Raw genomic sequence first — 22,855 nt, 5'->3', positions numbered from 1 at the left:
GCCGGTGGCGACAGCGCCGCGGGGTCGCATCTCGATCAGTCCAGGTCGGCGCTGGCCAGCGTGACCGCGAGCGCGATGTGGGGGACAGCGCTCAGGCAGAGCTCCGCCGCCGTGCTCGGATCGGACGCGGTGCGCGCCTCCTGTAACGCCAACAGACCGGTCAGCACCACGGAGTCGACCGCCTCGTCGAGAACCTCGTCCGCGGCGAGCTCGCCGCGGGCCACCAGCTCGCGCACCAAGGCGGCCGCCTCCTCCGGATCGGTCAGCCACTGCGCTGCGACCTCGTCGCCGGCGCTCACCAGGTCCGTCGCGGCGGACTGCTCCACCGTCGGCAGCGGCACACCACGCTCACCTGGCGGGCCGGCCTGCTCCGCGAGCTCCTGGGCCTCCGCCACCGCGCACCGCGCGGCGTACGTCCGCCGGGCCTCCTTCCCCTCCCACGCCACGGCGGTCGGCCACCGGGCATCGTCCTCGGCGCGGGCCCGGTCCAGCAGAGTGGCGGCAGTGAGGGTGACCTGGATGCACGGCAAGAGGGCCACCTCCACGGCCTCCTGGCCGGGTGGAGCAGCGGCGATCGGCTCGTACACCGCGCCCGCCGCTTCGGCACAGGCGCCAATCAGTCTCGTCAGGGCGGCGATCAACCGCGCGTGGCGGCGTCGGCGAGAGGGCAGGTCCAGGCAGTCCGGTGTCACGGTCACCCCCCGCACTATGCCGCGCGGCGGCCCGCGATGCGCCCAAGCGCGACCGCACTGGCGCACCAACCAGTGACGGACGCCCTCGCCCCCGACAGTGGCCTGCGCACGAGCTCACGCCGGTTCAGGGCCACCCATGGTGTGGCTATTCGGCGGTGTGGCCAGGGTCGGGGAGTTCTGGCGGGAAGTGCCGTTCCAGGATCTCCGCCCAGCGGTGCAGAGCGACGAAGCCGGTGAGGTTGTCCGCCTGAGCCTGGACCAGCTCGGTCAACGCGGCGACAAAGGGCTGAGCAGCGGTGTCGCCGGGCATTGCGGCGGCGGTTTGCTTGAGCCGCTCGTGGGCGGCAGGGAAGACGCCCTTGGCCCAGGCGTCCTGTTCCAGGACTCGCTGGTGCCCTTCCTCAAGGTTGATCTGCATGATCGTGAGCTCTGGACAGTCCGGCGTGTGCCAGGTCTCGTGAATCCCACCCTCTTTCATCACGTACGCGATGCGGGTGTTCTCGGGGTCCGGCTGGGCGAAGCAGTCGGTGCATTCCTTGCGTTCCGTCTCCGGCTTCTCGGTCATCGCGGCACTCCCCTCCTGGAGGCAGAGCCTGCCATCCGAGTCACCGGACGACCAGAGTTCCCTCGATCCAGACTGGGCCAAGCGGCAGCGCTCCGCTCACCCGGGTTTCTTCACCGCCCACCATCACGAGCCCGCCGCAGCGTGACAACGACGGGTGACGCCCGGTTTCAGACCCTGACGCGGCCCGTACCCTGGTCCTCGCCCGCGGCCCCATAGGCAGCGCCGACCTCGTGACGGTTCTCGCCGTCCAGGTGGGCATACTCGCCGGGGTCATCGCCGGACCGCTCAGCACCCCCGAGACTGTGTACACAAAGCTGGTCCGCGAACACGTCGACCATGCACGCCAGCAACGGGACGCGCGGAGAAACGCCTCCAAGTAGCCGGGCCCCGCGGGCCCGCTCAGACGACGGGCCCGGCCTCCGTGGGAGGCCGGGCCCGTGGCGTGCGCACTGCGGATTCTACGAGTGGTTCAAGGCGTACACCTGGAACGGCACGGCGGTTCCGTCCTCGCTGCGTCGATCGGATGTGCCGGTGCGGGTGAACCCGCTTTTGACCAGGACGCGGCCGGAGGCCGGGTTGGCGGGATGGTGCATGGCCTCCAGACGGGCCAGGTCGGCGGTACTGAAGGCGAACTGGACGACGCGGTTGGCGGCTTCGGTGGCGTAGCCGTTGCCCCAGGTGTCCTCGCGGAAGATGTAGCTGAGGCTGGCCACGACCGGGGCCCTTCGGCGCAGGGCGATCCGGCCGATCAGCTCGCCGTCGACGGCGATCCCCCACGTCCACTGCTGACAGGGGTTCTCGGCCGCCCTTGCGAGGGCCGTACGGATCTTGTCTTGGGCTTCGCCGAGCGTGCATGCCCTGCCGGTGGTGTAGCGGACCGAGCCGCCGCTGTAGATGCGCTGGAGAGCCGGGGCGTCCTCGAGGATCAGGTCTCGCAGGGTCACCATCCGGCGGCCAGTTCCTCGGCGGTGGGCCTGTCCGCGGGGTCTGCGGACAGGCAGGCGGTGATGGCTTCTTCGAAGGCGGGGAATGGCCACGGCCGGACATCGCTGATGGGCGTGGTACTGCCCTTGGCAATGGCACGCAGCTTCTGAAGCCGGTCGACGTCATCGTCGTAGTCGACGGGCCGGCGGCCGGTCCAGCACCAGAACAGGGAGGCGCCCAGGCTCCAGATGTCGGCGGCCGGCTGCGCCTGGATGTGGGTGTCCGAACCGGTGGTGAGGATGGCAGTGGCGATCTCGGGGGCGGTGGTGTGGGTGAGCGCGCCCCGGTACGGGACGCGGGGGCCGTCGTGGGGGCCGCAGGCGAGGGCGTAGTCGATGACCACGGCGCGGCCGTCGCCTGTGACGAGGGTGTTGGTGGGCTGGACGTCGGCGTGAGCCCAGCCGACGGTGTGCATCCGGGCGAGGTGCTCCGTCCAGGTGCGGGCGATTCCCAGGAGCCAGGGGCGTAGCGAAGCGCGGTCTCCTTCGGGTCCTCGGGCGAGGGCCAGGGCTCGCCACAGCGGCGTGCCGTCGACCCAGCGCACGGCCAGCCACTGGCCGCTCTCCCATGCCCCGGCATCGACTCGGTAGCCGGGGCTGAGGGCGCCCGCCTCGGTGAGACGGAGAAGGTGGTCGTCTTCCTGCGCCATCTCGGCGGCCTTGTCGCGGGCGTCGTCGCTGTCGGGGCTGTTGGCCTTCAGCGCGACCGCGCCCAGTGGCCCTTGGATTTTCCAGGCCCGCGAGCCGCGTCGGTCGCTCAGCAGCTGTGTCGAGGTGGGCTCACCGATCTGTGCGGTGAGGATGTCGATGGCTTCACCGGGGGGCGAAGGCGTCTGGCCCATGTGCGGATCTCCTTCCACTGGGCGGGGATGTGCTCGAACACGTCACGGCCGTCGTCGGCGGCCGCAGCGAGTGCGGCGGCCAGGTCCGGGGTCGCGCGCAGGAAGTGCGGATCGCGGCGAGGGACGGCGGCCCTCACGGGGAGGAACGAGGCGGGGGCGGCCGGGACCCGGGCGCCGACCTCGGTGACTTCCTCTTCTCCTGCGTAGAACTTGCCGAACATGACCCCGACCGGCCCATACAGGTGCTTCAGGGCCCAGTGCGGCCATGCCATCAACTCGCGGTGCCGTGCGTTGGGGACCTCGCTCAGGAGGACGATGTTCTCGCACCGCAGGAGGCCGTGCGGCCGGTTCAGCAAAGGCCGCAGCCACTCCGCGGCCTGGACGCCCGCGTGGAAGAGCTCCGCCTGGACTGCGTCGGCGTTGCCGTCGGCGCGGTAGACCGTCCAGGTCGTCAGGCCCTGGCGCAGTGACGGGGCGAGGTAGGGGCAGTGGGCGGTCATCTGCTGCGCGTAGTCGCTGATGTCGACGGTCGTCGGCCGGGTGGTGCTGGCTTCGACGAGGCGAAACGCCCCGGCGGTGGGCCGGGGCGCTGCCGTGGTGCGTGGAGTGGTCACCGGCGGCCGGTCTCCGGCCGGTCGGGCGCGACTTCGTCGCCGTCCCCGCCGGCGTCCGGGGAGCAGTCCCACTCGGCCACCACCGTGCCGGTGGAGCGGTAGCGGGCGATCGCCTCCTGGTCGACGTTGCCCTCGGCGTCGGTGAACCAGATCTGCGGCAGCGGTCCGTACGCCTCCTCGTAGGCGGTCACCCAGGCGATCGGGCCGTGGCCGTTGTTGGCAACGTGGCCGATCATCTGGCCGGCGGTCTCCTGGCAAAGGGCCGCGTACTGGGGGGTGCCGAGCATCTCGTGCCAGGCCGCGTCCACGGCCGGAGAGAACATCTCCGGCACGGACTGGCCGTTCTTCAGGCGCTGGCCGGTGATCGTCAGGAATCGGCGCAGCTCGGTCGTTGCGGTGCTCACGATGGTGCCCCTCTCGGTGTCGAGTGGTGCTGCTCCGCGAACCCAGGGACCGTGGTCGTGTCCGGGTACGCGGCCGTTTCACGAAGCGCCGACGGCAGTGGGCGAGGCTTGCGTGAGGCGGTCCAGCCGCCCGTACAGCTCCCGCACCAGCTGGGCGCGGTTCTTCGCGCACTGGGCGGTTGCCTCCAGCGGGACGGACAGCCGCTGCTCGGCCTGGTCGAGGAAGACTTCGGCGAGGGCTCGGCGGCCGTTGTCCTTGGCCAGGTGGGCGGCGCGGCGCTGGATGTCGGCGGCCACCGCGCGGGCGTGGCCGGTCAGTTGCAGGGCGATCTGTGCGTAGTCGCAGGGCTGAAGCTTGGGGGCCTTCCAGGCGAGCACGGCCGTGACGAGTGCCTCGTAGGGGGCGCGGTCCAGTGGGAGGGTCGCCTCGATCCGGCCCTGGGGGTCGTACAGGGTCGTGTGCGTGCTGGGCTGGAGGCCGGGCTTGTCCGGCTCGGTGCCGGCCGTGGAGATGTTCGCGGGTGCGCCCATGGGGACTGGCCCCTCCCCTGCTGGTGGCGTCGGTGGTCTTTGACGCTACGGACGGCCGGTCAGAGCGCTCAACGAAATTGCGGAGTATTGCGCGGATTCACTCCAAGGCGTCGATCGCGGAGTGGATGAGCGCGCGGGCGGTGTCGCCGTGGACGGCCATCGCCGACAAGCCGGTGAAGGCTCGGGTGTAGTCGGCGATCTCGCGGGGCTGGCGGACGTTGATGCCGGCGGTCAGGGTCTCGATCACCGTGTGCTGGTCGTCGTAGAGGTAGAACGCCTCCAGCGGCCACACGGTGCGGGGGGTGGTCAGGGGGATGATGCCGAGGGAGACCGAGGGCAGGGGCATCACGGTGAGCAGGTGGGCGAGCTGGCCGGCCATCGTCTCGGCCGTGCCGATCCGGGAGCGCAGCACCCATTCCTCGATCAGGACGACGAAGCGGTGGTTGCCCTCGTACAGGAAGCGGCTGCGGGCCAGGCGTGCGATGACCGCTTCGGGGATGTCGTCGGGGGTGCCCTGGAAGCCGGTGATGCTGCGCATCAGCGCCTCCGCGTACGGGGCGGTCTGGAAGAAGCCGGGGATGACGTTGGAGACGTAGGCCCGGCATACCCGGGCGGCGGCGTTGCGGGCGAAGACGTCCTGCTGGGCGCGGCGCATGCCGTCGCGGTGCTGGCGGCGCCACTCCAGGTACATCGACTCCACGGCGCGGGCGGTGGCGATGAGGTCGGCGGCCTGGTCCTGGGCCCCGCACGCGGTGCACCAGGCGCGGATGTCGTCGTCGGAGGGAACGGCCTTCGCGCTCAGGATGCGGGAGGTCTTGGCCGGGTGCCAGCCGCAGCGGGCCGACAGCTCACGTCCGTTGAGGCGGGCGTCCTTGACCAGGTGGGCCAGGCGGGAGGCGAGGGCTTCGCGGGCGGCCTGGGCGCTGGACGAGGGAGAAGCGGGCATGAGCTGTCGTGCCGGTCAGACGCTGTACTTCTCGTGTGGGATCGCGCGCTCCCACACCTTCTCGAACGCGGCGGCGCACAAGGCGGCCACGGCCGGGTCGTCGGTGCGCTCCTTGCCGTGCTCGGCCCAGTCGCCGGTGCCGGTGAAGTGGTGGAACTGCACGATCCGCCCGTCCAGGAGCCAGAAGTCGTTGCCGGGCAGGGGGATGTCGCTGGCGTGGCGGCGAGGTAGCCAGCGCACGTCTTCACCCGCCTGGAGGTTCACCGGTGTGATGGCGTGCTCGTAGCGGATGTAGTCGGTGACCGGTTCGGAGACGATCCTCGCGCGGCGCATCACCACCCCGCGGGCGACCGCGTCGGTGACCAGCGGCAGCCACTGGGGCCAAAAGGAGCGGGTGGGGTCGGTGTTCGCGGTGCCGCTGCGCAGGAAGGTCTCGAAGTCCTCGGCCTCGTCGCCGATCCCGTAGCTGTCGCGCATCTCCAGATGGACGGCGCTGTGGCGGGTGGCGGCCAGCAGTTCAGCGAAGGTCGCGGTGTTCAGCGACATCGCACGCCTCCCTCAAGATCGGCACCATGCGGGCCGGGATCCGGATCACACGCTCATGCGCGGGCGTCCCGACCTTGTGGCCGGGCACCCACTCGGTAGTGCCGACCAGCTCCCGGAGAAGTTCGTCGGCCTCCTCCCCTTGGAGGATCAGGTCGGCCGTCTCCTCCTCCACCCACACCGTGGGTGATCCCTCGCCGCCGGTGTTCGGATCCATCCCGACGAACCGTAACGTCATCGCGGTCTCCCCTGTCGAGTCAGTTGCGCACAATTGCGCCACTGCGCCAAGACCGTCCCGCGGGCTGGGCCCGGCGGTCAAGAGGCTTGGTCGGGTGCCGGATCGACACCAGCCTCGCCTCGCTGAAGACGCCGTCGGCGAAGGCGCTCACCGACGCAGCACTGAGCATGAAGTGGCAGACGAGCTTCCTGTCCTGGTCGACGCCGTGCACGGCGAGGCCGCCGGCACGGCCGGGGGGCCTCTTGCTGATCGGCCGCAGCCCCCTGTGTGTCAGGGAGAGGGGCGGCGTTTGCTGGCGTGTCCGAGCCGGATCACTTCTCCCCGCTCTCCGTGGGGGTGGCCCACGCCGCAGCTTCGGCGTCGGTCAAGTACAGCACCTGCCTGGGGCGGGCGTTGAAACCCTGGACGATGTGGACGCGGCCCCGGGCCGACTGCTCTTCGGGACGGGACCGATCTGCGGGGCGAGCCGACCCCAGGCGCCGGTGGGCCCCGCCCGAGGACCACGGTGGAGAACTGCTCGTGCCCTCCCGGACCGACGGCCCTGCCGGTGGCCTGGCCGTCGAAGAGGACATGGATGCGCGCCAGGCAGCCGGCGAAGAGGAGCTCGTGAAGGGCATCGACGGCCGGGGACGTCTTCGGGTCGCCCGTCTGCCGGACCGTGGCCCAGTAGCGGGCCAGCCCGCGCACGGTGTAGTCGGCGACCTCGAACACCACCGCCAGGCGCGGCAGGTCGTCGGTGTCACGGCGGCACGCCGTTCACCGAGCACCGCCCCAAGCCCACACGGGCTGGCCCTCGTCCGTGTCCCCGACCGACCGGCCAGGACCAGCAGCGCGAGGAACCTGCGTCTCGAAGTCCGACGCCCCGCCGCCGTCTGCCGAAGTGATCTCCCAGCGTCCGGCGCGAGTCGAGATCTGCAGGCGGTAGACCAGCGGCCACGCGGCCCGCTCGTCAACGGCCCTCAGCCGTACCTGGATTCGTGTCTTGACTCCGTCGTGCGGCACTGGGCCTGTCGCGATCGGGTCATCGGCCGAGATCTGTTCGGCCTTCACGCGCTCGTACACAGGTCCGTCGACTGGCGCCAGCTGCACTCCTGGCGCGAGATACCGCTCGACCTTACCGGCGTCGGTCTTCGTCAGGTACGCCGAGAGGAACTTCTCTGCCGTCTGGCCCGTCTCGCTGGTCTCCGGTACCGGGTAGCGGTACGCCGAGTCGGGCACTTTCAGTGTTGCCGGGCCGGCGACCCGGGACGGGCCCGCGGTCACCGCGATCTCCTCGGCCCCGTCGGTGTCAGCCGTCAGCAGGGGAACGGCGAAGTAGGACAACCGACCGCCGGTCGTTTGCACAGCCACCGTGACTGTCCAGGAGCCGTCCGGTCGGTGCACGCTGCGCACCGCGGTCACCCGGGCCGCGTCCGGCTGCGCACCTTCGCTGGGCTCAGGCAGGTTCACTCCCGGGGCCATCGCACGGAGCCTGCGCACCACCGCGCCCTCGCCGCGGGCGTCGCTGCGCAGCCACAGCGTCATGAATAGCTCGGCGTATCCCGAGGGGGCGCCGACGTTCTCCATCTGCCGGGGTGGCGGCGTCCCCCGGGACGTCAGGACGCCCGGGGAGAGATTGACAAGGAGCAGCAGTGCGGCCGGGCCGGCGACGAGCGCGCCCCACGCCGCGATCCGGCTCGGCCGGGCCCATCGCCGAAACCGCTGCGGCCGGGCCGGGCCTGCTGCGCCGGAAGGCGGCTGGCCATCGTCCGGCGATACCCCATCAGGTGGGAACTCAGACATGACGAACTCCAGGTCAGAAGGGAAAAGCCGATACCTGGAGACAACTCCGCTCGTGTGACCGGTCCGCTGGCCAGCCGCCGCTGGCCATGGTCACGACTGCGTCACATCCACCTGACCGCGCCATGGTCAACCAACCGGTCACCCTCCACCACCCCATTTCTCGCAACGCCGTGCGCGACGAACGGCTTCTCCCCGAGGCACTGTTGCCGCGCAGGACGACCAGCCGGGGCTACCATCATCTTCAGTGCCCACCATCACGGCGGTCACGCCACCGACGGCCAGTGACAAGTGCGGGGGCGTTGCGGGACGGCGTAGGCGTCGCTCTGACGGCGGTCGGCCCCGCATCCGGCCCGGCCCGTGGTTATCGCGCGAGGGTCGCCGTGCAAGGGTCCCATCTTCGCGGTGCCGCGCCGGTCTGCCCTATCCGGCTTCCCGGTGCTGTGGTCAGGGAGTGTCGCCCGACCAGCTGAAGCGACCCGGGTCGCCGGGGCGCGGGTCGTACAACGCGCGGCCGCCGGGGAACTGCCCGAGTTCGGTGGGCAGGGCGCCGCCGGTGGCAATCTCGTCCGCCGTCCAGCCGGTGACGTCCAGGAGCAGCCCGTCCAGCGGGCCGCCGGTGAGTTCGACGTAGGTGTGCCCCGGCCGCGGGCTCGGGTTGGGGTCGTCGTGGTCGTGGCCGTAGACCCGGCCGCGCAGCAGCTGCTCGTCATCACCGTTCATCCGTTCAGCGTTCCAGCCGTCACTGACAGCGCGGGCTCGTTCAAGGCTTCCCCACAGCGGGTGGGCGTCAGTGGAATCGCGGAGTGGATGTCCTGGTAGCGCGTGGAGGACGAGGCTGTGGTCGCTGTCATGGGACGCCCAGGAAGCTGTGGTTATACGGCTAGCAATCTGTTATTTAATGACTAGCGATTGTCCAATTCCTTGCCGATCTACGCCTAGTGGAATGTAGTCTGGAGGTATGAGTGATGAGCAAATCGACAGCGTGGAAGCGTTGCTGGAGGAAGCGCGGCTCACGGCACGCATGCCGAAGCCGGCCGAGCGCCTGCGCCTGCGCCAGGCGGCCGGGCTCTCGCGCGCTCAGGTAGCCGCAGCAGTGGGCGTGGGACGGCAGACGGTCACCAACTGGGAGGACGGCACAACCGACCCGCAACCGCCGGGTCGTTTCAAGTACTTGCGCCTGCTGGAGGGCCTCGCCCAAATCCATCCCGCTCCGGCCCAAGCGCCCGCTGAGACCGCCGAGACCGCTACCCCAGACATGGCCTCGTCCGTCGAATCTCAGACCGCGTGGGGCCCCGACGGACTGGCCGTTCAGGGCGAGCCCGGCCCCTGCATCCGCTGCGGCGTCATGACGCCCTACAAGGCCACTGACGGCCGTTCCCTGCACCCCGGCGCCATGTGCCAACCCCCCGCCGCCGCAGCCCCTCAGGCCGCCGCAGCGTCCGCTCCTGCTCCGGTCGCTGCGCCGTCACCTGCTCCGGCGCCGGTTCCCTCGCGGCCGCAGCGGCGGGCGAAGTCCGCGGCCCGCGCCCAGGCGGAGACCGCCGGCCTCATCGGCCAGGCCGTGCACGAGGAGCTGGAGCGTGCCGAAGGCGACACCGACGCCGCGCTCAAGGCCTTGATCAAGCGCGCCATCCCCGACGTCATGCGCCTGTTCGAGGACACCCGCGCCACCGCCCGCTACGCCTACACCGCCTACCCGGCCCTGCCCGACGTCCTGAAGAAGCCCTCGAAGAAGGAGCCGGACCAGATCTGGGAGGCCCGCCCCAACTTCCACCACCCCGACTACTCCCTCAAGAGCCCGGGAAGTGTCGCGGTCACCGCTCTGGACGTCAACGCGGCCTACCTCTCCGCCCTGAAGTCGTGGTTGCCGATCGGGAAGCTGGAGCACTCCACCGGCACCGGCGGTGTGGACCCCAAGCGCTCCGGAGTCCACCTGATCACCCCCGCCCCCTGGCACCACCCGCACCTGCCAGACCCTCTCGGCGACCGCGACCAGCCCGGCCCGGTCTGGGTCACCAACGCCACCCTGCGCCTCCTGCTGCGCCTCTCCACGCCGAAATACGGGCTCCTTGAGCCGCCTGTGGTGCACGAGTCGTGGACGTCCGGAGCGACGGAGAATTTCCTGGACGCTCTGCGCAAGACGCTGACCGCCGCGCGGGAGACGGCTATCGCCGAGGACGACACCATCACCTTGGAGTACATCAAGGCGATGTATTCGAAGTTCATCTCCACGATGGGCGAGTCGATCCATAACCGGGAAATGGTGCGCCCGGACTGGATGCACATCATCCACAGCCAGGCGTACGCCAATCTCTGGGGCAAGGCGTACAAGGCCCACCAGGCGGGCCTGGAGGTCATCGCCATGATGGGCACCGACGAGCTGCACGTCACCGGCGACTGGCGCCAGGTCTTCCCCGAGGGACGGGGCGTCGCCCAGATGAAGATCAAGCACAGCGACGCCAAGGCCTCCGGTGAGTACACCATCGGCAAGGTGGCCCGCTGATGGCCAGCGGCAGCCGCTGGAGGAACCTGGGAGACTTCCGCGCCCGAGGCATCCGTGGAGGGGCGGCCCTGGGCGAAGGCATCGACCGGATGGTCACCGGCATCGAGTCACCCGCCGACTCTGAGCGCGGCCTGGCCGCTCGCCTGCGCTACCTCACCGCCAGCGATGCCGGCTACGAGGCCATGGACCGCGCCGGGGTACACGTCCGGCCCCGCACTCTCATCGCCTGGCTGGCCGAGGAACAGACCCCCACCAGGGCCAACTTGGCCCGTCTGGACGCCGCGTACTGGGACCTGCGCCGCCGCAATGTGGCCGCCGACCTCAAGCGCCGGCTCAACAACCGCGGCCGCGGAACCCGCATCGAGATCGACCCCGTCGACCAGACCGCCGTCGAACGCAAGCACCAGCGCGATCTGGAGACCCGCAACGTCAGCGTGCGCGGCGTGTGGGACCGCGCCGTCGACGCCTGGATCGCCGAAGACACCGACGAGCTCGAAGCCGTCTGGGACGACATCATCCAAAGTACTCTCGGCACCGACTGGGACTCCTACACCCACGTCTCCTCCATCGGCTGGGCCGCCTGACCAACGGTGGCGGCTGAATCCGGCTGGCCCCCGGAGACGATGTGGCCGGGCGAACTGGCCGTCGTGACGACGAAGTCGCCCATCGCGTGGCGGAGGCTGGCCTACCAGGTGGCACGGATGCCGCAAAGGGAGAACCACTACGACTTCCGCTCGTGGTCCCACCTGTGCGAGCCTGAGGTGACCCCCGATAACTGCGGGCATACCTGTTGGAATCGAACGGGTACGTCATCGGCTACCTGGCAGCCCACGACACCAGCGACCACCGACACTGGGATCTGATCGACGGGTCACGGTACGGCGGCAGGGACGACACGCTGCGGCCGCGTATCAACCTCGTCTGGGTAGCGAATGCCTACCGCCGCCAGGGCGTCGGCGCCGCGCTCGTGCAGGCACTCGGGTGTGAGCTCTCAGATGTGTCCTGGTCGACACCGATCAGTGACGCGGGCCTGCGCCTCGCGCGCCGGATCTCGCCCGAAGGCATCTGGACCAGCTGAATCAGCGCCGCTCCGTGCGTATGCGGCACCGTGGCCACCGGGCGCCGGTACGAGATACCTCATCCGGGTGACGTGCGTGCCGTCGGCGAACCGGTCCAGGGCCGGTGACGTCGCGAGGGACATGGATCGTATTGATGAGGTGCATGTGTCCGAGCCGGGCCTGGTGGTCGTGGACATCGCAGCCCTGGACGAGGAGACCGCGGGGGCGGTGATGTCGAGGCTGGACGATCTGTGGGCGACGTCCGGCATCGGCCGGGTACGACGGGTCGCGGGGGAACCGGGGGTGCGGGCCCGCTTGTACGCGGACATCCGACGGCCCGGCTGACATCGTCCTGAGGAGCGTCCCCGGCTCTGCCTTCCATTGCCACGGCCGTCCGGTAGGCGAGCTGGTCCGACGCACAGCTGCGTCGGGAAGGTGGTCAGCCGAATGCCACCGGCGCCTCGCGCAGCAGGGGGCGGCTTGGGTCAGAGGGGAAGCGTTATGCCGAGTTCCTGCATGGCGGTGGAGGGGGGCCCGCCTTCGGAGCGTTCGGTTTTGTAGCCCTTGGTTCGTGCTTCCAGGGTTCGGGGGTCGACGGCTTCGGCGGGGGCTCCCTTGGCGTAGAGGCCGTCGGGGTCGGTGTCCCGGTCGTGGGGCAGCAGCCAGAAGACGCGGCGGCGGAAGGTGCCGGAGGATCGGGAGGCCTTGGCCTGGGGGCCGAGGAGGGCGTAGCCGACCATTCTGCCGGGGCGGTGGTAGGGGGGCTTGCCGCGGCGGGAGGGGAGACGGTCGAGGCTCTGGCGCACGTAGTCGAGGTGCGTGATGTCCTCCAGCCAGACGATCTCGGCTTCGTGGCTGATCTCGTTCTCGGTGATCAAGGAGCTCATGTCCTCTCCTCACCCTCCTGGTCTGCGAGCAGTCCGATGCCCGGGTAGTACTTGCGCTGGTTGGACGTCATCATCTGCTTGGGCGAGGCCAGTCCCACCAGTTCCCGGGTCCGGGCGGCGAACGCCCGGGAGGACATTGCCGGTGCGCCCTCATTCTGGCACCAGGACTTGTAGGCGCTGTAGAGGCTGGCCTGTTCGGCGCGCAGGTCGGTGCTGAGAGTGCAGCACTCGTCGTAGAAGCGTCCGGTGTGGTCTTCGGTTTCTGCGTAGGCGGTGGTGGCGATACGAACGCGCTCGGGACCAGTGAGATCGCGGTCGCCGACGAAGTAGCGGCGGGCGCCGTCGATGAGCCAGACGAGGATGCCGGGGCCTTCTTCGGTGACCAGGATGTCGGCGAGATTGTCGATCTTACGGTCGTCGGGGACGGTGTAGAGGAACGGGATCAGGCGCATGCGGCGCCAGAAGGCGAAGCCGCCGGTGCCGACTTCGGGCCGGTGGTTGCCCAGCAGCCAGAGCTTGTGGGTTGGCTCGAAGCTGAAGAAGTTCTGTCGCATTCGGCGGGCCTTGATGCGGTCTCCACCGGTGAGGTGTTTGACGCGGGCTTCGTCGAATTTGTCCCCGTGCTTGACTTCGGAGCAGACGACGACTCGGCGGCCGTGGAGTTCGGCGAGGTCGGTGGGGTGGCCTTCGTAGAGGCGGGCCATGAGGAAGCCGGGCGGGGCGGCGTCCGCGTAGTCGCCGAGCAGTTTCATCATAACGTCCAGCAGGACGCTCTTGCCGTTCTTTCCGGCGCCGAAGAGGAAGGGCAGAACCTGCGCGCCGACGTCGCCGGTGATGGAGTAGCCGAGGAGCAATTGCAGGAAGTCGATCATTTCACGGCCTTCGGCATCGTCGCCGAAGGTGTCGGTCAGGAAGCGGACCCAGCGCGGGGTGGGCATTCGCCGGGGGCCGACGGTGGTGGAGCGGGAGTGGAAGTCTTTGCTGGGGTCCGGGGTCTTCAACAGGCCGGTGCGCAGGTCCACGATGCCGTCCGGAGTGCACAGGGCATAGGGGTCGGCGTCCAGGCGGACGGCGTTGAGGACCATGCCCGGGGCTGCCTTGGCCTGGGTGAGCATGGCTTTCTGGCCCGGGGTGGCCAGCGCCCGCTCGCGGTGGCGCTCGAGTTTGTGTGTGGTGAACTTGCCGCGGGGGTCGATGGTGGCGAGGCTTTCGGCGAGGTCGCCGGCGGCCCATAGGACCGTGTCGTCCTCATCGATCTGCCAGCGGTTGCCGTCCCACCGGTACCAGCCGATGCCCGGGACGTGGCGGTAGTCGTTGGCGTAGAGCTTGACGAACAGTTTGGCGTTGCCGCGGTCGGTGAGGGTGTCGGGCAGCAGTCCGTTTTCTGTGGCCGCCGAGCTGGGCGCGCTTGCTTGGGTGGGCAGGGTGAGGTCGGGCTGGCTGCGAATCTGGTCGGCTACGGCCTGAGCGTCGAAGTCGAACAGGAGGTTGTCGTTTCCGGGGGAGGTCATGGGCGGCTCCCGTCGTGCAGGGGGCGCTTGAGCCCGGCGGCCATGCCACTGCTGATGATCTGTTCGGCGCGGCGTTCCTGGCCGGGGCGGGCTGCGGCCGCGGCCTCCCGGAGTTCCTGGGCGTCTTCTGGGAGCAGGCGTCCGGCGGCGACGAGTCCGCCGAGGGTGTATGCGGCGCGGTTGAGGGTGTCGGAGAATCCGGCGCCTTCGGCGACTTGGCCGCAGGCTTCGACGGGGGCCAGTACGGCAGCAAGGATGTGGTGGCGGCCGCCGCCCGCCGCGAGGACGGCGTGTCGCGCTCGCGGTGGCACGGGGCGGATGGTGGGGCTGTGGGGCGCGGGCAGGTGGCCGGTGCGTTCGAGTTCTTGTGCGAGCCAGGTGGGCAGGACAGCGGGTTGGCGGCTCTTCCCGATCGGTGTGTACGTCCCCGCGCTGGTGGTGGTTCCGGGGGCGATGATGTAGCCGCCGTGGGCGCGGACATCGACTTGCCAGGCGAGCGCGCGGCTGGGGCTGGAGCCGCTTGAGCACTGCCAACGGCGGCTGTCCGCCGCTGTGTACCACACGTGCAGGCCTCCGGACGGCGTGCGCACGCGCAGCGTGGACTCGTCCTCGGCTGGATTGGGGGCGTCTCGCAGGGCTGCCAGGACCGCGAGGGTGTGGAAGCCCGTGGACAGACCGGTGAGGTCGATGTGGTTCCCGATGGGGATGCCCGGCAGGAGTCGATCGCGGCCGGGGGGCTGGGCCGCATGGGCATCGATGTCGATGACGACCAGGCGGGCGGGGCCGCAGGCCACTCCTACTCCGAGTTGAGGATTGGTGCCCCACCACTGGTCGATACGTCGCCGGTCGAGGGTGGCGGCGTGAAATCCGTGGCACCAGCGGCCTGCGGGCAGGCATCCACAATCGGTGTGGGTGTGTCCGGGTAGGCGGCAGTTCTCGCAGTTCGCCGCCGGCGTCTTCCGCCCTGGTGCCAGAGGGTGCACCGGCCAGCCTTGGCGGGCGCACCATCGTGCCGTGGTCAGCGGCATTCCAGCGACTGGGAGATCAGGGGTGTCCTGCTCTGAGTCGCTGCGAGAACAGTGCAGCTCAGCAGGCATGGATGCCACCTATCAGCGACCGAAGCGACTCAACGACGGACACACCTTAGCGAACACAGGAGTGGCGGGTGAGGAGCAGGCAGCAAGCGGCTGTTCCCGTGTCGGCGCAGCGACTGAGCACCCGGGGCAGCGACTGAACACCCCCGTGACCGCCGCCCGTTGGTTTCGAGAAAAGCGCAGGTCACGGTCCTGTGATCGCGGAAATCAGCGACTGAAGCGACTCAAGTTCTCTATCTATGACGCGCACGCGCACCTGCCAATGGCTTCATATATGTCGGGGCTGAGTCGCTTCGGTCGCTGATGCGGAAGCCTGATGCGTTGACCTGCGGTTTTTCAGGGTCAGTGGGAGCGACCGACCAGTCGCTTGGTCGCTGGCTTTCAGTCGCTGTGTCCGTCCCGGCCCAGCGACCCAAGCGACTGGAGCGACCCACCCAGCGACCCAGCCTCCTGGTGCACGGCTGCGACAGGCCTTTCGGCCTTGAGTCGCTGAGCGGTTTTACCCGAAGCTCATCCGCATCGCTATCCTGTGCATTCCTAACGATATGATCCGTGTTGCCCGACTCTGTGAGAGAAGGAGAACACGGGTGAGCAGCCAGCCGTCGCGCCAGCGGGCCATGCCCGGGCGGGAGCCGGACCAGATGGCCTTGTTCGCTGGCGCGCAGCCCACGCCGAAGACGAAGCGGCGGAACGCGGCCCCGCCTTCGCCCAGCAGGATGCTGAGCAGATCGGTTGCAGAGATCACTCGGGCGTCGGGTCTGAGTTACGCCGAAGTCAACCGCCGCCTCAACCGCCGCCTCGGCGTTGCCACCCGCTCCGGGGCATCGGACGCCCTGATCGAAAGAGGCGTCGCGCTCGCGGAGGAATGGCTTGACTCGCTCGTCAGGCCCGAAAGGCCACGAGAGAGCCGCACAGCCGCAGCGTCTGGACCGCCGCGGATTCGTCGCCCCAGCACAGGTGCCTCCCGCGGCGGGCCTCCGCCCACCGCCGAGCAGGAACGGGGACTTGACGCCAAGAGGAGGGGCGAGCACTTCGTTCTTCAGGCAGGTGCCGGCACGGGGAAGACGACCACTTTGGCCATGCTGGCGCACAGCGATCCCAGACGAGGGGTCTTCCTCGCCTTCAACAGGTCTGTCGTCAACGATGCCGCCCGGAAGTTCCCGGGGAACGTCCAATGCCTCACCGGGCACTCCCTCGCGATGCGAGCGGTAGGGCAGGAGTACGGCCCCCGCATGAACGCACCGCGCGAGCCGGGCTGGAAGGCCGGCGCCCGGCTCGGCATCGCCGTGCACATGAGCATCAGGCTCGGCGAGCGCAAACTCACCAACAAGACCCTGTCATATGCCGCACTGGGCACCGTGACGAAGTTCTGCGAATCGGCAGACACCGAAGTCCTGCCACGACACGTCCCCCGGATCCGCGGCCTCGCCGACCAGTACCACGATCAGTTGGCACAGATCGTTCTCCCCTACGCACGACGGGCATGGGAAGACCTCCAGGACCCACGGGGCGGCCGGGTGCGCTTCAACCCGAACCACGCGCTGAAGATCTGGGCACTGAGCAAACCGGTCATCCGTGCCGATTTCCTGCTCCTGGACGAAGCTCAGGACACCAACCCCGTCCTTGAGGAAGTCTTCAACGCCCAGCGCTCTCATGCGCAGCTCATCATGGTCGGGGACTCGGCCCAGGCCATCTACGGCTGGCGCGGCGCACGGGACGTCATGAGCGACTTCGACGGGCGCCAGCTCACCCTGTCACAGTCCTTCCGGTTCGGACCCGCTCTCGCCGAAGAGGCGAACCGGTGGCTCAACATCGTCGAATCCCCGCTCCGGCTGAGGGGCACGCCAGCGATCAACACGAAGATCGGCCCCCTTGACCAGCCCGACGCCATCCTGTGCCGTACCAACGCTGGCACGATCACCGAGATCCTTCGGCTCCTGGAACAGAAGAAGCGCGTGGCCCTGGTCGGGGGAGGCAAATCCCTTGAAGAACTCGCCCGCGCAGCCGGTGACCTCAAAGCGGGCCGACGCGCAAGCCACCCAGAACTCGTCCTGTTCCAGACCTGGGGCGAACTTCAGGACTACGCCAACCACGACCCCGCAGGAGGCGACCTGCTCCCCCTGGTGGAAATCATCGACGAGTACGGCGTCGAGCTGGTCCTGGACGCCGTACGCCGACTGGACTCCGAAGACGAGGCAGAGGTGACCATCTCCACCGCTCATAAGGCCAAAGGCCGAGAGTGGCCCACCGTCCGCATCGCCGCCGACTTCGTACCTGCGCCCAGCGATGAAGTAGATCTCGACGGGCAGCCCATCCCACGGGCGCTGAACCTGGCCGAGGCCCGACTCGCCTACGTAGCCGTCACCCGGGCACGCCACCAGCTCGACCCTTACGGCCTGTCCTGGATCAACGACCACCCCGACGGCCGTCCCGGGAACCCCTCGTACGAACAGAGCCCACCGCAGACCCCATCGGTACTCAGCGAACCCTCGCCCTGGGATCGGCTGGGACCACCCCCGAAAGCGTGAGTGCCTGCTTCTCAACTGCCCTCGCGGCCCTTGGACAGCTCCAGCCCCGACGACCTCATCCGAGGATCCCCGCACTGGCCCGCCGGAGCGGCGGCTGACGGGACTGCCGGGACTGTGAGATGGGATCTGATCTGGGGATGGACGGGATCGACACTCCACCATCGGTCTCAGTCCCGTCAGTCCCGCAGCGCGAAAAGTCCAGCTCAGAGCGCATGCGCTGGCCAAACAGCGGGACTGACGGGACTCATTTCTCCGGACCACGTCGCGAGAAGATCATCTGACGCCGGTATCAACGTTGAACCGGCAGACATCAAGCTCAGCTGCCGCCTGCCTGCCTGCCTGCCGCCGTGGCCTTGGAGTCCTAGCGTGGTGGCCAGGCGCAGCCTGCGGCTTTTGGCAATCGCCTTAGGAAGGCGCGACAGGAACAGGAATGGGCGAGCGTCCTGGGTATCTGTCGGACAGACGAGACCATGCGAGCTGGTCTGGCCGGTAGGCTCGGAAGCAGACTGCTTCCCGACCTTGAGGAGACGTGTGTGAGCGCGCAGCCTGAACACCCCGTCGATTACAAGGTCCCGGCGATCCCGTACAGCATCGACGCGATCGGCCAGGCGTTGCCTGACCGATCGCGGACCACGTTCTACACCCAGGTCCTGGCTGCCGAGGGAAGCGAGGCCATCGGCGCGGTCATGGAGCAATGGTGGCAGGAGGCCATGCTGGATCGGGTCCCTGGCGCTGATGCAAGCCGGGCTAACGCAGGTGCCGGCCGACAGCTTGTCCCCGTCGAGGACCTGATTGCGAAGCTTGAGCGAGCCGCCGGGTGAGTAGCGAGCGCCCTCGTCCCGCGTGGGCGGCGTTCGTCGAAGACGGGACTGCTGCGTCGGCCATTTTGACCATGCCGCCGGACTTGGCGAAGAAGGTCGCCAATTTCATTGCCGCCCTTGCTATCGAGGCCGGAGGCGCGGTGGACAAGGATCGACTGCCGCCGGGCATTCCGATGAGTGGCCACGCACGGTTCAGCGTCCATATCCCCGGCGAACCTGTCATTGTTGAGTACACCGTCCACCAGGACCTCCGCGCGATCCGGATCCCGGTCGTGGTCTGGATCGACTGACATCTCAGATCCCCGTGCCGTCCTGTTCCTCTGTCCTGGGGATCGGACGAGCGTTACATCCGCCCTCTGGGCGTCTGGATGATTCATCGCTGTGCGGATGACTGCCTGGTCGGTACCGGGGCCACTTCGGGCTGGAGCCGCCATAGCGGAAGCGGCGTCACGCGGGTGCCGAGGTTGCGCGCTTCCTGTGCGAGTGGCGGCGCGAAGGAGGTTCCCCAGCGGACAGGCCTCCGGCCGTCCGCTGGAGCGGACGGCCGGAGGCAGACCTGCTCGTGCAGCTGGTGCACACCGCCGTCGATGCGCCGCGGCTCCGGCGCACGCTCGATCGTCTCCGCGCCCCCCGATCGCGGACCAACCGCTGCCCCGATCAGCCGAAGAGCGGCCAGGATGGTCCGCTCTCCTGAGTGCCGAGCCATGCGGTGTGCTCACCTGAGGAGACAGTGAGACCGAAGTCGTGCACGCGCGGACGTCCAGCTTCCTCCCACCAAGCTGATTCTGCCGATACTTCACCGAACAGATCTCGTGGACCCCATTGATGCACCGTGTCATCGTCGATGAGCGCCCATGAATCGTCGCTGCACAGCCAATGACCCGTACCCGCTTGCTGCCAGGAGTGCACACCCGGCAGGCGCAGACCCAGGGCGAACCGGGCATCGGCATCGTCCAGGACGGCGGGCCGGGCACCGAGATCTTGATGCCGGGCTTCCTCCCATGCCTCGTCGGTGAACATCTCCGCGAGGTGCGCTCGGTGCCGTTGTCCGCGCATCGTCATAAAAGTCACCGGCGTGCTGAACCGGCCCGACGCCCGCCCGCCGTGCACGGTGAGCCGCACCATGCCGTGCGGGCACATCGCGGTCTCCCACGGAGCGACGATCAACCCGCCCTCCACCGTCTGCTCGACCAGGTCGTACGGGAGCCGCAGCATGGAGGCGGTAGCCAAGACGCGATCGTAGGGCGCATACGAGGGCGCCCCTCCCTCTCCGTCTGCGCAGATGACGCGCACGTGGCAGTCGGCAGCGGCAAGGGACGCGCGGGCGTGGACGGTGATCTGCGGATCGATCTCCACGCTGGTGACGTTCGGTTCGCCAACCAGCTGGCCCACGAGCGCGGCGTTATATCCGGTGCCCGTGCCGACCTCCAGGACTCGCTGCCCGGGGCGGAGGTCGGTGGCGGTCAGCATGAGGGCGACCACGCTCGGCCGGGAGGCTGAGGACGTGGGGGTGGTCCAGTGGTCGTCCAGCGGGTCTGGTCCGCCGTCGTCGATCTGGGTGACCACGGAGACATCGCTGTAGGCGGCGGTCCACCAGCGGTCCGGATCGCGGTCACGATCCACTTGTGCGTAGCCCGTGCTTGAGGTGGCGTCGTCCAGCCAAACGCGGTCGGGCAGGAACAGGTGGCGCGGCACCGCCTCGAATGCGTCTCGCAACGGGCCGTCTTCCAGGTAGCCGTCTGCGGCGAGCGTGGAGACCAGCCGTGCCTGGCTGGCCTCCACGCTAGCTTGGGTGATCACTTGTTATCGCCGTTCCCGCCGCCGTGTTTCGGGCCGGGCGCTGGTCCGCTGCCGTCTGGGGAGGGCTTCGGTCCGATGACCGGCCCTCCCGGCTTTGCATGCCCGCTCCTGCTGTGCTGTTGGACCCGCACTACCTCCCCTTCCCCCAGATGAGTTCGATGAGAACGCAGGGATCAGTCTGAAGGAGCCCGACTACGCATGTAAGGGCGCATTCCGGGCGCGAAGCTCGAGCCCGCTCCGGTACCGTTCCGGACGCACCATCCGCGAGTTCAGCTACGAGACCCCTTCGGAAAGCTCGAACCCACGACCTTTCGCCATATCCCGCAGTCGCTCCACCACCGCACGGCAGTCCGAAACCGCCCGATGGTCTCCTCCGCGCAGCGGTTGCCAGGCGTAGTCGCCCCAGTAGTCGGACAGGGCCCCGTACCAGTCCGAGTACGGCACCATCGCGTCCTCGCACCGCATCTTGCCGAGCCAGGTGGCGGCGGCCGCTTCGGGGTCTTCGTGGTCGGCCTGCCGGTAGTGCACGGTCAGTTCGTGTCGGATCCTGGCGACGTCGAACGCCTTGTTGTAGATGATGCAGCGGCGGCCGTGCAGTACCGTGGCGAGCTGGTCGAGGACGACCCCGAACTCGGGCGCCTCGGTTACCTGGGCGTCGGTGATGCCGTGGATGTCGGTCGCGTCGGGCGGAATCGGCTCGCCGGGGTTGATGAGTGTGTCCACCAGGACTTCCCCGGCCGCGCTGATGACCCCGAGGTCTACGATGCGGGCCTCGTCGTGGAGGCCCGTGGTCTCCGTGTCCAGGATCACCGTGGCCGGGTCGGCTAGTACGTTCCGCGCCCACTCCTCGAGCGCTGCGACCTCCCGCCGCCGGGCTTCGACCGCGCGCTCCTCGGCCTCCCGCCGTTCCCGTTCCCGCTCAACCCGCTCACGCTCGTCCCGCGCAGCGCACGGCGAGCACCAGCGCGGTCCGTGCCAGGTCCCGGCGGTCCGCTCAGTGGCGGTCTCCTCGTCCGTGGCCGTCTGGACCGTGCAGTCCCGCCCCGGGCACGTACGACGCCACGCAGCCCGCCGCTCATCGTCGAACTGCTTCCGGATGATGCGGCGGAGCCAGCACGGCACGCACTCGCCACTCCGCCCCTCCCGGTCCTTCGATGACGGGTGCGGTGCGAGAGATACCCGACGGCACCACGCGCAAGTACGCCGCTGGAGTTCCAACCACCGCTGCTGCTCCTGGTCCGCGCACTCCTGGCACCTGCGGTGCACCACGTAGCCCCGGAGGTTCTTGCACTCCGGGCACGTGCGCCGAGCTGCCATCGCCGCCCGCTGCTTCGCCGACAGGGGCCGCATCTTCGCGGCGTCGGCCGGGTCGTACAGGGAGAACTCGCCCCACCCATGGCCGCGCCTGTACTTCCGCAGCAGCGCGACCGGCTTCTGCCCTTCGGCCGGCTTGAGACGCTGCTCCTTCAGCTGCGTCATCGTGCGCAGATGGTCCGGCACTTCCTTGGACTTGTAGACGGGCAGGCTGGGCTGGGTGGATGTGGTCACGGAAGCCTCCACGGGGCAGGAGCGAAAGGATGCGATTCCAGGACACACCACAGCACTGACAACGGTTTGAACGGTGGACGCTTTGGGTCGAGAGGTACGACGCTCCGGCCAGATCCGCAGCACGACATCCGATCACCACGTTCGTCAAGGGCACGAACATGACGTACGCCGAGGCCGCCCAGCACATCGCCGGGGTGAGCGCGCACGAGCGGTCGCATCCCGCCGCCACACCACGGTGGCCAAGCTGAACGAGGCGCTCATGGACGTAGTGAACGCGCACGCCAAGCTGGACATGACTCGCGCGTGGGGCAACGGCGCCACCGCGGCGGCCGACGGCACCCACATGGACACCTACCTGGACAACCTGCTCGCCGAGACGAGCGTTTTCCAGGCGCCCGGGCGGGGGCCGTCACGCTCCCCGTTCGGGCGCCTGGAGCGTTCGGCCCGGCGTCCGCCGGGCGCCAGGCAGGATCAGGGCAGGAAGTTCTGCTGCCACTCCGGTGACGGCCTCGTCAGTGCGGCGTCGGCGAGGGCCTTCGCCGAGGGCGTCTTGAGTGAGGCGAGGCTGGTGTCGATCCAGTTCTGGGTGAGGCTGTAGCCCTGTTCCCGGTACTCGACGGAGAGCGTGAGCAGTTGGAGATCTATGGCGTCCCCGGTTTCTCACAGCGAGCCCTGGCCATCGGGGACCGCGTCGCGGCACCGGGGGTCCTTGAAGCTCATGCTGTCGCTCCGGTCCAGCGTGAACACAGGAGAGCCTTCCTCCGCCCCCTCGTACCGGAGTGGGCAGGTTTCGCTCGTCCGGCCGATTCAACGGCCGGACGAGCGTCGTGCACCCTCTCTGATCGGCATGAGGGAGCACGGCCTTCCGGACAGGAAGGTCCGACGCCAGTGGCGCCTGCAATCCCATTGAGGGGGTGGCGGGGCCCCTGGCGCAAGGAGAACGGGGAACCTTGCCCTCTAAAGAA

Annotated in this window: 25 protein-coding genes; 8 read left to right on the top strand and 17 right to left on the bottom strand. The window is 69.0% G+C overall.

The annotated features are described in order from the left end of the window. Positions 1–35: 35 nt before the first annotated feature. From LCH29_RS20625 to LCH29_RS20570, 12 genes are all read right to left on the bottom strand, one after another. Entirely contained in the window at positions 36–698 is a 663-nt protein-coding gene (locus tag LCH29_RS20625) for a hypothetical protein (RefSeq protein WP_446463219.1), read from the bottom strand. A 139-nt stretch (positions 699–837) separates the two neighbouring features. After that, entirely contained in the window at positions 838–1,257 is a 420-nt protein-coding gene (locus tag LCH29_RS20620) for a hypothetical protein (RefSeq protein WP_446463218.1), read from the bottom strand. Positions 1,258–1,715: 458 nt separating this feature from the next. Next, positions 1,716–2,204 carry a GNAT family N-acetyltransferase gene (locus LCH29_RS20615; protein WP_446463217.1) on the bottom strand — a complete coding sequence of 163 codons (489 nt, stop codon included), beginning with the start codon at positions 2,202–2,204 and terminating at the stop codon, positions 1,716–1,718. Continuing rightward, entirely contained in the window at positions 2,198–3,082 is an 885-nt protein-coding gene (locus tag LCH29_RS20610; RefSeq protein WP_446463216.1) for a protein kinase domain-containing protein, read from the bottom strand. The genes LCH29_RS20615 and LCH29_RS20610 overlap by 7 nt, the downstream gene beginning before the upstream one ends. Beyond that, complete coding sequence (locus LCH29_RS20605) at positions 2,998–3,696, bottom strand: DUF6875 domain-containing protein (protein WP_446463215.1); 699 nt, start codon at positions 3,694–3,696, stop codon at positions 2,998–3,000. The genes LCH29_RS20610 and LCH29_RS20605 overlap by 85 nt, the downstream gene beginning before the upstream one ends. After that, complete coding sequence (locus LCH29_RS20600) at positions 3,693–4,100, bottom strand: hypothetical protein (protein ID WP_446463214.1); 408 nt, start codon at positions 4,098–4,100, stop codon at positions 3,693–3,695. Before LCH29_RS20600 ends, LCH29_RS20605 begins: the two co-directional genes overlap by 4 nt. Before the next feature lie 78 nt (positions 4,101–4,178). Further along, positions 4,179–4,631 (bottom strand): restriction endonuclease, encoded by a 453-nt coding sequence (locus tag LCH29_RS20595; protein WP_446463213.1) that lies wholly within the window; start codon positions 4,629–4,631, stop codon positions 4,179–4,181. Between the two features lie 97 nt (positions 4,632–4,728). Continuing rightward, positions 4,729–5,577: a helix-turn-helix domain-containing protein gene (locus LCH29_RS20590; RefSeq protein ID WP_446463212.1), complete on the bottom strand. Its 849-nt coding sequence runs from the start codon at positions 5,575–5,577 to the stop codon at positions 4,729–4,731. Positions 5,578–5,592: 15 nt separating this feature from the next. Then, complete coding sequence (locus LCH29_RS20585) at positions 5,593–6,123, bottom strand: DUF6879 family protein (protein ID WP_446463211.1); 531 nt, start codon at positions 6,121–6,123, stop codon at positions 5,593–5,595. Beyond that, entirely contained in the window at positions 6,095–6,358 is a 264-nt protein-coding gene (locus tag LCH29_RS20580; protein ID WP_446463210.1) for a hypothetical protein, read from the bottom strand. Before LCH29_RS20580 ends, LCH29_RS20585 begins: the two co-directional genes overlap by 29 nt. A 756-nt stretch (positions 6,359–7,114) precedes the next feature. Further along, entirely contained in the window at positions 7,115–7,924 is an 810-nt protein-coding gene (locus LCH29_RS20575; RefSeq protein WP_446463209.1) for a conjugal transfer protein, read from the bottom strand. Positions 7,925–8,584: 660 nt separating this feature from the next. Beyond that, the gene (locus LCH29_RS20570; RefSeq protein ID WP_446463208.1) at positions 8,585–8,860 is read right to left on the bottom strand and encodes a hypothetical protein; all 276 of its coding nucleotides are present in this window, start codon (positions 8,858–8,860) and stop codon (positions 8,585–8,587) included. Positions 8,861–9,098: 238 nt separating this feature from the next. Between LCH29_RS20570 and LCH29_RS20565 the strand changes: the two genes are divergently transcribed. The 4 genes from LCH29_RS20565 (at position 9,099) to LCH29_RS20550 (ending at position 12,046) form a co-directional block, all read left to right on the top strand. After that, a complete protein-coding gene (locus LCH29_RS20565) occupies positions 9,099–10,643 on the top strand; it encodes a helix-turn-helix transcriptional regulator (RefSeq protein WP_446463207.1) in 1,545 nt (514 codons plus the stop codon). Continuing rightward, entirely contained in the window at positions 10,643–11,227 is a 585-nt protein-coding gene (locus LCH29_RS20560; RefSeq protein WP_446463206.1) for a transcriptional regulator, read from the top strand. Before LCH29_RS20565 ends, LCH29_RS20560 begins: the two co-directional genes overlap by 1 nt. A 206-nt stretch (positions 11,228–11,433) precedes the next feature. After that, positions 11,434–11,721, top strand: a complete 288-nt coding sequence (locus LCH29_RS20555) for a GNAT family N-acetyltransferase (RefSeq protein ID WP_446463205.1) — start codon at positions 11,434–11,436, stop codon at positions 11,719–11,721. A 121-nt stretch (positions 11,722–11,842) separates the two neighbouring features. After that, positions 11,843–12,046: a DUF6207 family protein gene (locus LCH29_RS20550; protein WP_446463204.1), complete on the top strand. Its 204-nt coding sequence runs from the start codon at positions 11,843–11,845 to the stop codon at positions 12,044–12,046. A gap of 140 nt (positions 12,047–12,186) precedes the next feature. On the opposite strand, the gene LCH29_RS20545 is transcribed toward LCH29_RS20550, so the two are convergent. From LCH29_RS20545 to LCH29_RS20535, 3 genes are read right to left on the bottom strand one after another with little or no spacing between them, the layout of a single operon-like run. Further along, entirely contained in the window at positions 12,187–12,588 is a 402-nt protein-coding gene (locus LCH29_RS20545; RefSeq protein ID WP_446463203.1) for a DUF6009 family protein, read from the bottom strand. Beyond that, positions 12,585–14,099, bottom strand: a complete 1,515-nt coding sequence (locus LCH29_RS20540; protein ID WP_446463202.1) for a DNA primase family protein — start codon at positions 14,097–14,099, stop codon at positions 12,585–12,587. Before LCH29_RS20540 ends, LCH29_RS20545 begins: the two co-directional genes overlap by 4 nt. Further along, positions 14,096–15,127, bottom strand: a complete 1,032-nt coding sequence (locus tag LCH29_RS20535; RefSeq protein ID WP_446463201.1) for a bifunctional DNA primase/polymerase — start codon at positions 15,125–15,127, stop codon at positions 14,096–14,098. The genes LCH29_RS20540 and LCH29_RS20535 overlap by 4 nt, the downstream gene beginning before the upstream one ends. Before the next feature lie 653 nt (positions 15,128–15,780). Between LCH29_RS20535 and LCH29_RS20530 the strand changes: the two genes are divergently transcribed. From LCH29_RS20530 to LCH29_RS20520, 3 genes are all read left to right on the top strand, one after another. Further along, a complete protein-coding gene (locus LCH29_RS20530) occupies positions 15,781–17,721 on the top strand; it encodes a UvrD-helicase domain-containing protein (RefSeq protein WP_446463200.1) in 1,941 nt (646 codons plus the stop codon). Between the two features lie 533 nt (positions 17,722–18,254). Continuing rightward, on the top strand, positions 18,255–18,542 hold the full coding sequence (locus LCH29_RS20525; protein WP_446463199.1) for a hypothetical protein: 288 nt from the start codon (positions 18,255–18,257) through the stop codon (positions 18,540–18,542). After that, positions 18,539–18,832, top strand: coding sequence for a hypothetical protein (locus LCH29_RS20520; RefSeq protein WP_446463198.1), 294 nt, complete (start codon positions 18,539–18,541; stop codon positions 18,830–18,832). The genes LCH29_RS20525 and LCH29_RS20520 overlap by 4 nt, the downstream gene beginning before the upstream one ends. A gap of 367 nt (positions 18,833–19,199) precedes the next feature. On the opposite strand, the gene LCH29_RS20515 is transcribed toward LCH29_RS20520, so the two are convergent. Both LCH29_RS20515 and LCH29_RS20510 read right to left on the bottom strand, forming a co-directional pair. Further along, a complete protein-coding gene (locus LCH29_RS20515) occupies positions 19,200–20,324 on the bottom strand; it encodes a methyltransferase domain-containing protein (protein ID WP_446463197.1) in 1,125 nt (374 codons plus the stop codon). A 291-nt stretch (positions 20,325–20,615) separates the two neighbouring features. Continuing rightward, positions 20,616–21,890 (bottom strand): exonuclease domain-containing protein, encoded by a 1,275-nt coding sequence (locus LCH29_RS20510; protein WP_446463196.1) that lies wholly within the window; start codon positions 21,888–21,890, stop codon positions 20,616–20,618. A gap of 73 nt (positions 21,891–21,963) precedes the next feature. Between LCH29_RS20510 and LCH29_RS20505 the strand changes: the two genes are divergently transcribed. Continuing rightward, positions 21,964–22,488: a Tn3 family transposase gene (locus LCH29_RS20505; protein WP_446463195.1), complete on the top strand. Its 525-nt coding sequence runs from the start codon at positions 21,964–21,966 to the stop codon at positions 22,486–22,488. Positions 22,489–22,855: the final 367 nt, after the last annotated feature.

This window comes from Streptomyces sp. BRA346 (assembly GCF_052851135.1).
The sequence above is the reverse complement of the archived record's forward strand: the minus strand, read 5'-3'. Positions and strand labels throughout refer to the sequence as shown.

Coding starts and splice junctions, on each gene's coding strand:
- LCH29_RS20620 (WP_446463218.1), bottom strand. CDS start 1,257: ATGACCGAGAAGCCGGAGACGGAACGCAAGGAATGCACCGACTGCTTC.
- LCH29_RS20615 (WP_446463217.1), bottom strand. CDS start 2,204: ATGGTGACCCTGCGAGACCTGATCCTCGAGGACGCCCCGGCTCTCCAG.
- LCH29_RS20610 (WP_446463216.1), bottom strand. CDS start 3,082: ATGGGCCAGACGCCTTCGCCCCCCGGTGAAGCCATCGACATCCTCACC.
- LCH29_RS20595 (WP_446463213.1), bottom strand. CDS start 4,631: ATGGGCGCACCCGCGAACATCTCCACGGCCGGCACCGAGCCGGACAAG.
- LCH29_RS20590 (WP_446463212.1), bottom strand. CDS start 5,577: ATGCCCGCTTCTCCCTCGTCCAGCGCCCAGGCCGCCCGCGAAGCCCTC.
- LCH29_RS20585 (WP_446463211.1), bottom strand. CDS start 6,123: ATGTCGCTGAACACCGCGACCTTCGCTGAACTGCTGGCCGCCACCCGC.
- LCH29_RS20580 (WP_446463210.1), bottom strand. CDS start 6,358: ATGACGTTACGGTTCGTCGGGATGGATCCGAACACCGGCGGCGAGGGA.
- LCH29_RS20575 (WP_446463209.1), bottom strand. CDS start 7,924: ATGGAGAACGTCGGCGCCCCCTCGGGATACGCCGAGCTATTCATGACG.
- LCH29_RS20570 (WP_446463208.1), bottom strand. CDS start 8,860: ATGAACGGTGATGACGAGCAGCTGCTGCGCGGCCGGGTCTACGGCCAC.
- LCH29_RS20565 (WP_446463207.1), top strand. CDS start 9,099: ATGAGTGATGAGCAAATCGACAGCGTGGAAGCGTTGCTGGAGGAAGCG.
- LCH29_RS20560 (WP_446463206.1), top strand. CDS start 10,643: ATGGCCAGCGGCAGCCGCTGGAGGAACCTGGGAGACTTCCGCGCCCGA.
- LCH29_RS20550 (WP_446463204.1), top strand. CDS start 11,843: ATGGATCGTATTGATGAGGTGCATGTGTCCGAGCCGGGCCTGGTGGTC.
- LCH29_RS20545 (WP_446463203.1), bottom strand. CDS start 12,588: ATGAGCTCCTTGATCACCGAGAACGAGATCAGCCACGAAGCCGAGATC.
- LCH29_RS20540 (WP_446463202.1), bottom strand. CDS start 14,099: ATGACCTCCCCCGGAAACGACAACCTCCTGTTCGACTTCGACGCTCAG.
- LCH29_RS20535 (WP_446463201.1), bottom strand. CDS start 15,127: ATGCCGCTGACCACGGCACGATGGTGCGCCCGCCAAGGCTGGCCGGTG.